The organism is Shewanella sp. GXUN23E (genome assembly GCF_050865035.1).
In the GTDB taxonomy this organism is placed as follows: domain Bacteria; phylum Pseudomonadota; class Gammaproteobacteria; order Enterobacterales; family Shewanellaceae; genus Shewanella.
Window position 1 is genome coordinate 1 of record NZ_JBOZWP010000023.1, and the last position, 13151, is coordinate 13151.

Consider the following 13151-nt stretch of genomic DNA (forward strand, 5'->3'; position numbering starts at 1 on the left):
GTCATTAACGCAGGAGCGGTTAATGACCTTGTCTCAAGCGCATTGAACGCCCGCTGAAACAGATCAACTATTAAATGAAATTGGTATAACAAGTTGATTTAATTCGTTGATTTAAAATCATTAATTAAAAAATAAACCTGATCTACTGGACTTGCACTTTGAGAGGCAGAGTTGAATTACTGCATTGAACAGCGGCGGATTTTCAGACGAGATCCAGATGTTTGGGCCGTTTTATCCCATAACGTTTTTCAATCGCCATAGTCACCAGCTCAGACCATTCTTTTGACCCGGACTGCAACGTCGCTACAGGTGCTGCAACGCCGCCGGCGGTAGAATCTGCAGCCGAATCATTACTGCCGGAGTTAATCGCATCCGGCGGCGCAATCGTCACCGCAGTATCGGTTGTCTGAGTTCTGGTTATATTTCCCTGCTCATCAAGCTGGTTGCCTATCTGAGCTGACTGAGGTTCAAATTTAGCTGTACCTTCAATCAGTTGAGCAGCCTCTGCCAGAGTCTGCTGGGTATCCAGATCAGCAATGGCCTGCTGACGCTCCTGAGCCAATTGCTGTTTGGCGACATTGATTTTTTTCAACGCCTCGGTTGCTACCCGAATGTCTGCAATTGAAGGGTCAACCGGTGCCATCGCCGCAGCGTAAACCTTTTGCATTTTAATCAGGGTCGCCTGAGGATCATCAGGCACCTCGGAAATATCAATCTGCACTTCACCATCGACGGCGTATTTTTTACCGTCACTGCCGGTTTCATAGCGATAGCTTGGACTTTGCGCATAATGCCCACCGACAGTCACATGAGCCTGTTCATGGGACGTGACCTCCATATGCCTTTGTTGCAACTGCACCAACTCCTGCTCAGCGACGCCCATGTCGATAACCGAATGATTGCTTTCTTCGGAAGCCTTGTCCTCTTCCTTCGGTTCAGCCTTCTGTAGCGGTACCGCTGCGGCCTGTCCGGCTTGCGCCGCGCTGTCATCCCGGACCTCAGGAGCAATTGCCCTTTGCTGCTGACGGTCAGCGGTTTTGTCGTTAAATGCGGTATTCAACTCATCTGAATGTGATGAACTGTCTCCTGCCATTCCGGCGGGAGACGATATCAAATCAGACAGCGATGGATTTGCCATCCCGGATGATTGACCCAGAGGCAAATAATGGATGCTGACATCATCAATACTTTGGGATGCCAACGACGGAGAGAATTGCCCACTGATATCGGTTTGCGATGACAACCGGACGCCCGCTGGCACATAGCTTTGTTGACTGGCAGAGGATTTGGCAATTTGCCCGGCTCGGATCCCTGAAATACTTGATGCACCCGCACCCAATCGATAGCTGCCCTGCATGACAGCAACATCAGAAGACCCCGACACCCCGGCTGATGTCGTCGAAGTGGCAGATGACGAACCTGACGCAGGCGTGACAGATGAAACTGGGCTTACGGAGCGCGATGCGCTGCCTGCCCGATTAACCGACGTAATAGCCCCTGCGTATCCCTTGACCGCCGGGATTAAGGATACGTCAGTCATACATCACACCTTGATATCGATCAGAGTACCTAAGGTTTCCGAGGCTTCTTCGACGACCTTAGCAGAAGCTTCACCCTGATTTTCAGCCGCTTTGGCAGCCACCAATGCCTGGGTATTATCCTGCTCCGCCCGCTGCGACTCTTTACCTGCTTCGACAGCCTGTTTATTGGCATCAGGCTTGGCGACATCGGTTGTTGCCTGGGTTATCCCTGACTGGGCACTCTGAATGCCGGCTAATCCGGAAGACATAGCTGAATTAATCTGCATAACACTCTCCTGTGATGTGTCACTGTCCTAAGTATCGTCCACACCCAGCTGAAGATACAGGTTGCTTATGGGTTTTTACAGATCTATTGGTTATCAAACGTACAATGTTAAACCCTGTGGTAATGAAAGCGCTGACAGCCACACCCAACAGGTTACGCCACACAGAAATACCTTCCCGTCCCTTCTTCCGGGGGGGAAATCATGGTTCAGTTGTCGGTGGCAGCGTGTTCATTCAGCGAAAATGCCCGTCAATATTGGCGTCGATAGCCTGTTTGACCTCATCTTCACCACAAAAATCGGATAGCCGGGCAGTTTAGGATAAGTGTTGTGCAGGTCGCCGGGTTTACCACCCGACAGCAGGTATCGACAATCCGGACAATTCGATTGAGGTCAAATTGATGTTCCAGTATGGCAACCCTGGTGACATCAAACTCACCGCCGCCCGCGAGTATATCCATCTCACCATCCATTTCGTTCAGGCTGCGTGCGGCGGTATGCTCATTGGCACCGCGCTAAGCCCCCCCCGGATGGCACGGTTCTGCTGGTTTCGTAACGTCTGCACGCCAAACAAAGGCCGATGCAGTTGCTCTGTCAATATTATTAAGTAGATATCAACCGGGATATGCCCCGGTTAACGGTCACCGGGTGACGCCTCAGGTTGGCAGGTTCGGCGTTAAGCCGCCAAAATCGACCGGGACAGGTGCACCGGCAAGCACAGCGACAGGGGGAAATGCGATATCAGCGTCAGGAGACGGGAGACGGGGGCACAATGCGGCAATCGAGCGCATCACACCAGAGAAAAAGGCCATCAGGCTTTATTGCCTTCAGTCCTGCGTCCTTTCATAGTATGTCCATCCCTGTTTGTGTCAATCAGTGCACATCACGGTAACCGACAGTTTAAGTAGCATAGCGACAGGAAAGTTCCGCAGCCACAGGCCTGCCTTAACCCAAAACAAAAAAGTGTACACGTGTTCGCCAAGTGATTGAGCCCCAAAGTGCATACTGTTACACTGGCCTCATTTGCAGCCTTCAGGGACTTGGATATGTCAGGCGACGCCCTTTATCACGCCAAGGTCAATAACAATAAAAACACCATGTTATCCAACTATTCCAAAAACGAAGAATGGGCCAACGCCATCAGTCATGGACTTGGTGTACTGCTGGGTATAGCCGGGTTGGCGGCCTGTATTATCAAAGGCCGGGATACACTGACAAGCGTACAGATGTTAGGTGTAATCCTGTATAACGCCAGTATCATTCTGCTGTTTCTGTGCTCGACTTTATACCACAGCATTCATCTGCCGCGATGGAAATCCCGACTCAAACTGGCGGATCACTGTGCGATTTATCTGCTGATTGCTGGCACCTATACGCCGCTGATGTTGATCAGCCTGCAAACCGTGCAGGCTGATATGGTGCTGGCCGCTATCTGGATACTGGCGCTCGCCGGGATCGTGTTCAAGGTGATGTTCCTGCACAGATTCAAAGGGCTCAGTGTCGCGATCTATCTGCTGATGGGATGGTTATGCGTGACGGTCATGTCACAGCTCACAGCCAATCTGACATCGTCCGGATTCGACCTGCTGCTGGCTGGCGGCCTGTTCTACAGCGTCGGGGTGATCTTTTATGTGGTGAAAGCCATCCCTTTCAACCACGCTATCTGGCACTTGTTCGTCCTGATGGGCGCCTTCAGCCACTGGCTGTGTATCTATCTTACTGTGCTGCCGGCCAATGGATAATCCGCTGACACACCTGGGTCAACAGATGTTCATCGTGGGAGATCACCAGCATGCCAAGATTACGCTCGCGGGCAATACCCTGCAGCGAGCGCCAGATTTTCTGTTGGGTCAATACATCCAGCTGAGCCGTCACTTCGTCACACAGGACATAACGGGTATCCGGATTCAGAGCACGCAGCAGGTTGATTCGCTGTAACTGTCCACCGGACAGTGTACCGGGGCGACGGCTCAACCAGCCAGGTTCGATTTCCAGCTGGCTCACCAGCTCGCCCATCTCCCTTCCATGCCAGGCTTCATCAAGACTTTCAGCCAGTGTCAGGCGCGGATTGAACGCCAGCTCGCCCTGTTGGATCACCCATTGCACCGGGTTGTTACCGCCTTTGCTCTGCTTTGCTGTCATGACCTCGCCGGATGCCACGCAGGTCATACCGGCAAGCACAGATGCCAGCGTGGACTTCCCTACACCACTGGGACCTCTGAGTCCGCAGATATCGCCGCCTCTGAGTTCAAGATCAGGCAACACTATACGGCTTCGCCCCCGTTTGACGACAACCTTATGCAACCTCAGCATGCGCCCGCTCCCAATGTTCCGGCAGCGCCTGCCACAACGCACTGCTGTAATGACTGCCCTGTCCCCGCTGCAGTTGCTCCGGGGTGAGCGTTTCCACCAGACAGCCGTTGTCCAGTACCAGCAGCCTGTCGGCGACCCTGCACAGTTTTCTCAGGTTATGACTGATCACCAGTACGCCGATCCCTTTATCAGCCTGCTGCCGAAGCATCTGGTACAGCTCAATACTGGCGCTTGGGTCAAGACCGCAGCAGGGCTCATCGGCCACCAGAAAGTCCCGTCCCTGCACACAGGCCTGTGCCAGTAACGCCCGTTTGGTCATGCCACCGGACAACTCATGGGGATACAGTTTGCCCATATGGCTGATGACCTGCTCAGCCTGTTGCAGACTCTGGCCGCTGCCCAAGCGCCGTTTCAGGTGCTGCAGCACGGTACGCAAAGGGTCCAGCGCCGCGCCCGACTGGGGCGCCAGCGCAATGCCGTTGCCGGATACATGCACCTTGCCACCCAACCGATATCCCCGGGGCACAGCACCAAGCAGCGCATTACCCAGTACCGATTTACCGCTGCCACTGGCGCCGATAAGGCCCACCAGTTCACCGGGTTGCAGCACAAAACTTAAAGGTGAAATCAACATCTCGCCCGCAGGACTGCTGACGCTGAGCGAATCCACCAGCAGTCCGCCAAAGGTTTTGATTAAGTGTTCAGCCACCCTTATTCACCTCCATTTCTGACGGTCTGACTCGCCTTGCCGGCAAGCCAGGACAGCAACAGCACCAACAAAATTAAACTCATTCCCGGGAACAACCCCAGCCACCATTGTCCGGACAGCAGGTAATTGCTGGACTGTGACAACAGCCCGCCAATGGATGGCGTCAACGGATCCAGACCGAATCCGAGAAACGTCAGACCGGCCATATGTACCAGAGCATGGGGCAACAGCAACAAGGTGCCCACCAGCCACTGCGGCAATACAAATGGCAACAGGTGACGGGTCAGCACCCTGTGATAAGGCTGACCAAACTGGCGCGCCAGTTTGTAAAACGGCATACGGGTAATGGCCAGCATTTCAAATCTCAATAATCGGGTCAGTCTCGGCCAGTGACTCAGCGCCACCGCCGCAATCAACCCCAGCTCGTTGCCTCCCAGCGCCAGCGACAGCAGGATCAGCAACAGCAGATGCGGGATGGACATAAACACATCGACCAGCAGATCCACCAACCAGCGACAGGCAGGATGCAGCATGGCAACAAATGCCAGCAACAGTGACAGCACGCCGCTGAGCAATACCGCAGTCCCGCCTATCCAGATACTGACCCACAATGCCTTCATGGTCCGGCCAAGCATATCCCTTCCCAGCCAGTCGGTGCCAAAGGGATGCGACAGAGAAGGCGGCAGATTGCGGGCCAGCAAATTGATTTCAATGCTGCCGGACGGCCACAGCCAGGCCAGCAGGATAAGCGAAAACAACACACCGAATGCCATCAGGGTGGCAGGTGCGCGGCGGCGTTGATTCCCCGGATTGAACAACAGCGACAGCATCAGTGTTCCCCTCCGGTCATCAGTTCCCCGGCCAGCAGATTCGCCAGCACATTACCGGCGAAAATAATCAACGCCGAGATCATGGTGCCGGCCATCAACAGCGCAGTGTCCTGTGCCAGTGCAGCGTTCACCAGTGCCTGCCCCATCCCGGGAAATGCAAACAGGGTTTCGGCCAGCACAGAGCCTCCAAACAGTTCCGCCAACGATGCCAGCTGCAGCACCAGCGCCGGCACCATGGAGTTTTTCAGCACATGAAAGCTGATGATCCCGGCGCGACTCTCGCCGTGCATGCGGGCATAAGCAACAAACTCGCTGCCCAGCACATCCAGCACCTTTTCACGGGTATGCAGGATCACCGGCGACATATGCACCAGCATCAGGGTCAACACAGGCAACAACAGATGAGTCAGCTTGCTGTACAGCGGCTGTTCGCTGAAATCCAGACCGGGCGGCGCAGCGCAGCATACCGGCAACCAATGCAGCGCGACCGCAAACAAGCTGATGAACAACATCCCCAGCCAGAATGGCGGAATAGCCGATAATCCCCAGGCGCAGCGGCGAATGGTTTTATCCAGCCAGGAGTCCTGCCTGAGCGCCGCCACCAGCCCCAAAAGATAGCCCAGCACCAGACTGCCCGACCAGGCCAGCGCCATCAGCAGCAGCGACAACGGCAGACGCTGCTCTATCACTTCAGCCACCGGCTGGCGGAACAGGGTTGAGTAACCCAGCTCGCCGTGCACCGCGGCCACCAGCCATTGCCACAGCCGCTCTCCGGCAGGCATATGCAGGCCCAGCTCGCGGACCAGATTGGCCTGCTGCTCAGCCGACACCCCGAACACATTGCCCCCCAGATAGACATTCAGGGGGTCCATGGGAGACAGGGTCAGCAATCCCCATACCAGCAACAACACCAAGACCAGCTGTATCAGTAAACGAAACGCAGATAACACGGTGGCTTTCAGGCTCACTATCATTCGCAGGTCCAGCGCCAGTCAGTAATATTGTTCAACACCGGCCAACCGTGGCCATGGGGCTCAATGCCGGGCTTACCCAAATCCAGACAGGCCCGGGCCGCATACAGGTGGGTCAGATTGACCAGCCAGGTCCAGGGCTCATCCTGAGCGATTTGCTGTTGAGCATCCTGCCAGTACGGTAACGACGACTCCCAGGAGTCGGCGGTTCTGGCTTTATCCAGCAGAGAATCCACCAGAGGATTGGCATAATAACCTGAGTTGTAATATTCCTGTCCGCCATAACGACTGTGGTGAGTGAAGTACACCTCACTGGCGCTGTGACTGCCAAATCCCATTAATACCGGATTTTTATGCATCACTTTGGCGATCTGCTCCCAGCTGCCGCCTTTGGGCTTAAGCACGATTCCCAATGGCCGCACCATTTGCGCCACCGCCAGCGATAGCTGTTCACGGGTACTGTCCCCGGCAGCATACAGCAGTGTCATTTCCGCCCGCACCGGCCCGTCAGCGGTCTGCTTAACCCGCACCCCATCGTCCATCAGCCAACCGCTGTCGGTCAGCAGACGATCGGCCCGGGCAAGGCGTTCTGTAGCACTGCCTGTCTCAGGACTGATGTGGATCCCCCAGGGCAGTCCATCCGCAATGGAATAGGCCGGCCGGCCATAGCCTTCGAGTAAACCTTTAACCAGCAAGTCCCGATCAATCACCAGACTTACCGCTTCCCGCACGGCTTTATCACTGCTGACATTGTTGCCGGCTCCGGCCAATTGACCTTCCGCAATATAAGGCCAGACTATGCCGCGGTTATCGACACTGGCGACCTGCCACAGCCGAAAACCACCGGGAATGTGAGTGGCATATCTGGGCACCACCGATGCCATATCCAACTGACCGGCGGCCAGCTGAGCAAAACGGCTGTCATCATTGCCAAACAGCAGTACCAGCTGTTCAAACGCTGCCGGTTTGCCTTCATAGAAAGGATTCCGTTTGGCCAGCAGTTGCTGCCCCCGATCCCAGCGCACCAATTTATAGGGGCCGGAGCCGACCGGATGAGCCCCATAACCTGGACCATAACTGTCACTGGGTACGATGCCCAGCGTGGTCAGTGGTTCAATAAAGTGCATATCGGGGCGTTTAAGATGAAAAACCAGATTCAGATCGTCAGTCATGCTGACGCTGTCCAGCATAGTGAGATCCTGGGCAGAGGCCGAAGTCATCGCCCGTTCGAAGGTAAATTTGACGTCCCGGGCATCAAGCACCGAGCCGTCGGAAAACTGCAGATGGGGTTTGAGGGTAATATGCCAGCTCAGACCATCGTCTGACGTTTGCCACTGCGCCGCCAGACCGGGCGCCAGCGATAAATCGGGGGTTTTCGCAATGAGGCTGGACTGAAACAATGGGTTATTGTACTTTCCCCAGCCATGCAGTGGATCGAATCCGGACTCTGGTTCAGCGCCCAGCGCCAGGGTAAGCGTGTCAGGAATGGGTTGTGCTTCCCCCCCGCTACAGATAAGCATCAGACCCAGTGCCACTGGATTTAACCACTTCATTGCTACCTCTGTATGAGTATTACCAATTTCAGATGCGTAATACTGCCGTACATTTATGCACAACTCACTGTTTTAAGTATTAAAAATTAGTAATACGCGACATACGTCACATAATCACCCTTATAAAACAGGGTTAAATTGCGCATTCTATTTACATTCGTTTCAGTGATTTCTGCCAATACCCATGAATGACACCATCCGTTTCACTGTTTCACTGCCCAAATACCTGCTGGATGAGATTGACTCTGATCTGCAAAACCGCGGTTACCACAACCGTTCCGAGTATATCCGGGATCTCGTCAGAGAGCGCGCTATCAGTAATCAGTGGCAACAGCAAGACAGCGAAGTGACCGGTGTGGTGACGCTGGTATATGACCATCATCAGCGTGGTCTTGCACAAAAGCTCATTGAAATTCAACACGATGCATTAATTCACGTGCTTTGCAGTACTCATGTTCATATCGATCATTTTCACTGCCTGGAAACCATCATTCTCAAAGGCCATGCTGCGCAACTGCAACACTTGGTGAACAGCCTTGGCGCCCTGAAGGGAGTCAAGCTGGCACGGCTGACAGAAACCGGAACAGTCTGAGTTGAGGCACGAACGTTACCTCTTCGTCAGCACACCATTGCGCAGGCGTGACCAATTTGAGATGCAAATGCAAACAAACATGCTCACACCTGCCTATCAAACAGCGCACTTCACACATCTTCGCTTTGCCGTGATCTTTATCACCTTAATTTTGTTAAGGATATTTTAGACTTTGCTGGCTTACGTGGAATGCTGTTTTTGGCTGTACTTAGTATCGGAAACAACAAAAGGTTAACCCATGGATACACATGCTGCTCTCTATGAGCAGGGCAAACAACGATTGGAAGCGCTGCGCAAACTGCCGGCACGCCAAACGGTTTCCCTGCAACAGAAACTGGAAGAACATGGCATTACCCGCCGTGATTTTATGAAGTGGAGTGCGGCCACCGCCGCCATGCTGGCGCTGCCACTGCCCTTCAGCAACCTGGTGGCGGAAGCTGCCGAACTGGCCGATCGCGTGCCATTAATCTGGTTGAACCTGGCTGAATGTACCGGTTGCAGTGAGTCCCTGCTGCGGGCGACTACGCCGGATGTCTCGACCCTGATCTTCGACTATATCTCGCTGGAATATCAGGAAGTGCTGATGGCCGCCGCCGGTATGCAGGCCGAGCAAAACCTGGATCACGCCATGGAAACTTACCGTGGCCGTTATCTGCTGGCCGTTGAAGGCGCAGTGCCAACCGCCAATAACGGTTCGTTCCTGACCATTGGCCCCCATGCCACCACAGGCGTTGAACTGATCAAGAAAGCCGCTGATGGCGCCGCGGCCATTATTGCCGTAGGTACCTGCTCTTCATTCGGTGGTGTGCAGGCAGCTGCGCCCAATCCAACCGGTGCCAAAGGTATCCATGCCGTTATCGACAAACCGGTGATCAACTTAGGTGGCTGTCCGCCAAGTGAAGTCAATATCACCGGCACACTGATGTACTACATCATGTTTGGCCGCCTGCCAGCACTGGACATGTTCAACCGTCCAAAATGGGCTTACGGGGCGCGGGTTCACGATAACTGTGAGCGCCGTGGTCACTTCGATGCGGGCGAATTCGTTGAAGAATTCGGCGATCAGTACGCCAAAGAAGGGTTCTGCCTGTACAAGGTTGGTTGCCGTGGTCCTTACACCTACAACAACTGTCCTACCGAGCGTTTCAATTCTCACACCAGCTGGCCGGTACTGGCCGGACACGGCTGTATCGGCTGCTCCGAACCCAATTTCTGGGACGAAATGGCCGACTTTGAAAAACCACTGGGCCGCAAACTCATCCATGGTCTGGATGCCACCGCAGATACCGTCGGTGCGGTAATCCTTGGCGTCACTGCAGTGGGCATAGGTGCCCATGCTATTGGCAGCCTGTTTGCCGGTACCTATGAGGAAAAATAAGTATGAGTAATCGTGTAGTAATCGACCCTATCACCCGCATCGAAGGTCACCTGCGTATTGAGGTCGAGCTGGATGAGCAGAATGTGGTGCAGAAGGCCTGGGCCTCTTCCACTCTGTTCCGTGGACTGGAAATTATCCTCAAGGGTCGTACCCCATTCGACGTGGGCCTGCTGGTTCAGCGTATCTGTGGCGTCTGTACTTTCTCCCACTATCTGTGTGGCACCATGGCAGTGGAAAACGCCATTGGCGCTCAGGTTCCGCTGAATGCCAAATATTTGCGCTCTTTGATGCTGGATTCTTTGCACATTCACGACCATATCGTCCATTTCTATCTGCTGGCCGGTATGGACTGGATCGACGTGGTTTCCGCCCTGAGTGCCGACCCAGCCAAAGCCGCTCAGGTCGCCATGAAATATTCCGACAAGCCAATGGCGGCCGGTGAAGGTGAACTGCGTGCCGTGCAGGAAAAGGTCAAAGGCTTTGTGGAGTCCGGCAAACTGGGCCCCTTCGCCAATGCTTACTGGGGCAACAAGACCTACAAATTTACCCCTGAGCAGAACCTGATTGGTCTGTCACATTATCTCAAGGCACTGGAAGTTCAGCGCACTGCCGCCGAAGCCATGGCCATCTGGGGTGGTAAAAACCCACACCCACAATCCATTGTGGTGGGTGGTATTACTTCGGTCAGAGACATGATTAGCCCTGCCCGTTTGCAGGAATGGGCACAGAAGTGGGCCAATTTGCAGGAGTTCGTCGAACGCTGCTACTACCCGGATATTCTGATGGCGGCCGATGCCTACAAAGACGAGGAAACCGTGCTTGGCGGCGTTAATGTCCGTAACTTCATGGCGACCAATGAGCTGCTGTTGGGTGAAGGTAACTATCTGTTCCAACAGGGCGTTATCCGCAACGGTAACCTGGCCGATGTACAGGATGTCGACCCAATGCTGATCGAAGAGGACGTGACTCACGCCTGGTACAGTGCCGATGCCCCACAGCATCCCTGGAACGGTACCACCATTCCTGATCACACGCCTTTCATCGAGCGCGAAACCATTTATGGCAAACTGCCTACCGTCAATGAAGCCGGTAAGTACTCCTGGGTAAAATCACCACGCTATAACGGTGAACCTGTGGAAGTCGGTCCATTGGCCTCGATTCTGGTGAACTATGCCCGTGGCACCCCGGAAGTGGTTGCCGTGGTCAACGAGTTCCTGGCCAAGACAGGTCTGCCCAAAGAAGCGCTGTTTACTACCCTGGGCCGCACTGCGGCGCGGATGCTGCACTGTCTGGTGGTGATGCGTCACGGTAACCGCACATTCGATGCGCTGGTGACCAACATCAACTCCGATGAAAGCACCTATATCCAGCCCACTATCGATCCTGACAAAGAGTACAAAGGCTTTGCCATGATTGAAGCACCACGTGGTCTGCTCAGTCACTGGATCCGCATCAAGGATGCGCTGGTTGAAAACTATCAGGCGGTGGTGCCCACTACCTGGAACGCCGGACCGATTGACGGCAACGGCCGCATTGGCCCCTATGAGGCTTCTTTGCTGGGCCTGAAATTGTCTGAGCCGGAAAAGCCACTGGAAGTCGTGCGGGTGATTCACTCATTCGACCCCTGTATGGCGTGCTCCGTCCACGTGATGGATTACAAGGGACAGTCAATCAGCGAGTTCCGGATTGATCCCAACAGCCTGTAAGCAGGAGGTTTCCATGAGTCAACAACAAACCCTGTATGTCCGGGAACACATTTTTTCCGGGGCCATACGTGTCTTTCACTGGCTCAGGGCACTGTCCATTGTGGTGCTGGTGATCACAGGCGCTTATATCTGCTGGCCATTTCTGACCATGCCCCAGAGCAGTGATGTGCTGGTGCAGGGCTGGATCCGCATGGTGCACCTGATCTTCGGGTTTATCCTGGTGTCAGTCACTGTGGTACGGGCGTACCTGTACTTCTTCGGCAAAAGCGATATTGAACGTCGCTCTTTCCGGGATGTGATCAGTGCCAAAGCCTGGTGGGCACAGCTGAAATCCTACGTCTGGATTGGCCGTCACCCCCACGCCGGTGTCTATGGCCCGCTGCAGTTTGTGTCCTATTTGGGGATCACTCTGGCAGCAGCCTTTATGTGTGTGACAGGATTGGTGCTTTATGCCAATGTGTACCATGAAGGTCTGGGCGGTCTGCTGTGGCAACCCGCCACCTGGCTGACGGTGCAGATGGGTGGGCTGGCAGTGGTTCGTCTGTGGCACCACTATGTGACCTGGGCATTTGTCATCTTCCTGCTGATCCATATTTATATGGCAGTGTGGATGGGCATTCGCTTCAAGCACAACTCGGTTGATGCCATCGTGTCCGGCTACGACTACCACCCTAAAAACGGCCATTAATGTCCAAGGAAACACGATAATACCCTATGAAAATCTTACTCTTGGGTATTGGCAATGTACTGTACGCCGACGAAGGGGTCGGCGTACATTTTGTCAATTACATCTCTGAAAAATACCGTTTCAGCCACCACGGGCATGAGTTGGATATGCTCGATGGCGGCACCCTGGCACAGGGCCTGACCCCTATTCTGGCGCGCTACGACTATCTGCTGGTTGTCGATACTGTCAATGCCAATGGTGTTGAACCCGGTGAAGTCTACTTTTTCGATTTCGACAACGCACCGCCGGAAATTGACTGGCAGGGCAGCGCCCATGAAGTCGAGATGCTGCAAACCCTGTGCATGATGGAAATGCTGGGCGATCGCCCCAAGACCTTCGTGCTCGGCGTTACGCCTACCGTGCTTGAGCCCATGTATCTGGGATTGACTGAAAAAGTAAATGCCGCCGTACCTGTGATGGAAAAAGTGCTGCTCAACCATCTCACTGAGCTTGGCTTTACTGCCGAACAGGTCGCCGACATCGACATCAATCAACTGATCCCCGACGCCTACAAACGCCACCTTGGCAGCTGATCGCCATCGGGCAGCGCCCATCGTCCCGGCCGGGA

General features: G+C 54.3%; 14 protein-coding genes. 6 read left to right on the forward strand and 8 right to left on the reverse strand.

Going from position 1 to position 13151, the window contains the following annotated elements; translation table 11 throughout:
- Positions 1–202 precede the first annotated feature (202 nt).
- The 3 genes from ACRRUX_RS16910 to ACRRUX_RS16920 all read right to left on the reverse strand — a co-directional run bounded on the left by ACRRUX_RS16910 (position 203) and on the right by ACRRUX_RS16920 (position 2265).
- Positions 203–1540: a putative metalloprotease CJM1_0395 family protein gene (locus ACRRUX_RS16910; RefSeq protein ID WP_432532477.1), complete on the reverse strand. Its 1338-nt coding sequence runs from the start codon at positions 1538–1540 to the stop codon at positions 203–205.
- A gap of 3 nt (positions 1541–1543) precedes the next feature.
- The gene (locus tag ACRRUX_RS16915) at positions 1544–1807 is read right to left on the reverse strand and encodes a chemotaxis protein (protein ID WP_432532479.1); all 264 of its coding nucleotides are present in this window, start codon (positions 1805–1807) and stop codon (positions 1544–1546) included.
- A gap of 284 nt (positions 1808–2091) precedes the next feature.
- A complete protein-coding gene (locus ACRRUX_RS16920) occupies positions 2092–2265 on the reverse strand; it encodes a hypothetical protein (protein ID WP_432532481.1) in 174 nt (57 codons plus the stop codon).
- 636 nt (positions 2266–2901) lie between these two features.
- Between ACRRUX_RS16920 and trhA the strand changes: the two genes are divergently transcribed.
- The gene (gene trhA / locus ACRRUX_RS16925) at positions 2902–3546 is read left to right on the forward strand and encodes a PAQR family membrane homeostasis protein TrhA (RefSeq protein WP_432532599.1); all 645 of its coding nucleotides are present in this window, start codon (positions 2902–2904) and stop codon (positions 3544–3546) included.
- Here trhA and ACRRUX_RS16930 read toward each other — a convergent pair.
- From ACRRUX_RS16930 to ACRRUX_RS16950, 5 genes are read right to left on the reverse strand one after another with little or no spacing between them, the layout of a single operon-like run.
- Positions 3521–4117 carry an ATP-binding cassette domain-containing protein gene (locus ACRRUX_RS16930; RefSeq protein ID WP_432532483.1) on the reverse strand — a complete coding sequence of 199 codons (597 nt, stop codon included), beginning with the start codon at positions 4115–4117 and terminating at the stop codon, positions 3521–3523. The two genes, trhA and ACRRUX_RS16930, sit on opposite strands and share 26 nt — an antisense overlap.
- Positions 4101–4826, reverse strand: a complete 726-nt coding sequence (locus ACRRUX_RS16935) for an ATP-binding cassette domain-containing protein (RefSeq protein ID WP_432532485.1) — start codon at positions 4824–4826, stop codon at positions 4101–4103. The genes ACRRUX_RS16930 and ACRRUX_RS16935 overlap by 17 nt, the downstream gene beginning before the upstream one ends.
- A 2-nt stretch (positions 4827–4828) precedes the next feature.
- Complete coding sequence (locus ACRRUX_RS16940; protein ID WP_432532487.1) at positions 4829–5656, reverse strand: ABC transporter permease; 828 nt, start codon at positions 5654–5656, stop codon at positions 4829–4831.
- Entirely contained in the window at positions 5656–6630 is a 975-nt protein-coding gene (locus tag ACRRUX_RS16945) for an ABC transporter permease (protein ID WP_432532489.1), read from the reverse strand. Before ACRRUX_RS16945 ends, ACRRUX_RS16940 begins: the two co-directional genes overlap by 1 nt.
- Positions 6627–8180, reverse strand: a complete 1554-nt coding sequence (locus ACRRUX_RS16950; RefSeq protein WP_432532491.1) for an ABC transporter substrate-binding protein — start codon at positions 8178–8180, stop codon at positions 6627–6629. Before ACRRUX_RS16950 ends, ACRRUX_RS16945 begins: the two co-directional genes overlap by 4 nt.
- Positions 8181–8364: 184 nt before the next feature.
- Between ACRRUX_RS16950 and nikR the strand changes: the two genes are divergently transcribed.
- From nikR to ACRRUX_RS16975, 5 genes are all read left to right on the forward strand, one after another.
- Positions 8365–8772, forward strand: a complete 408-nt coding sequence (gene nikR, locus ACRRUX_RS16955) for a nickel-responsive transcriptional regulator NikR (protein WP_432532493.1) — start codon at positions 8365–8367, stop codon at positions 8770–8772.
- 238 nt (positions 8773–9010) lie between these two features.
- The gene (hyaA, locus tag ACRRUX_RS16960; protein WP_432532495.1) at positions 9011–10150 is read left to right on the forward strand and encodes a nickel-dependent hydrogenase small subunit; all 1140 of its coding nucleotides are present in this window, start codon (positions 9011–9013) and stop codon (positions 10148–10150) included.
- A 2-nt stretch (positions 10151–10152) separates the two neighbouring features.
- Complete coding sequence (locus tag ACRRUX_RS16965; protein WP_432532497.1) at positions 10153–11856, forward strand: nickel-dependent hydrogenase large subunit; 1704 nt, start codon at positions 10153–10155, stop codon at positions 11854–11856.
- Between the two features lie 13 nt (positions 11857–11869).
- A complete protein-coding gene (cybH, locus tag ACRRUX_RS16970; protein ID WP_432532499.1) occupies positions 11870–12544 on the forward strand; it encodes a Ni/Fe-hydrogenase, b-type cytochrome subunit in 675 nt (224 codons plus the stop codon).
- Between the two features lie 26 nt (positions 12545–12570).
- Positions 12571–13116 carry a HyaD/HybD family hydrogenase maturation endopeptidase gene (locus tag ACRRUX_RS16975; RefSeq protein WP_432532501.1) on the forward strand — a complete coding sequence of 182 codons (546 nt, stop codon included), beginning with the start codon at positions 12571–12573 and terminating at the stop codon, positions 13114–13116.
- Positions 13117–13151: the final 35 nt, after the last annotated feature.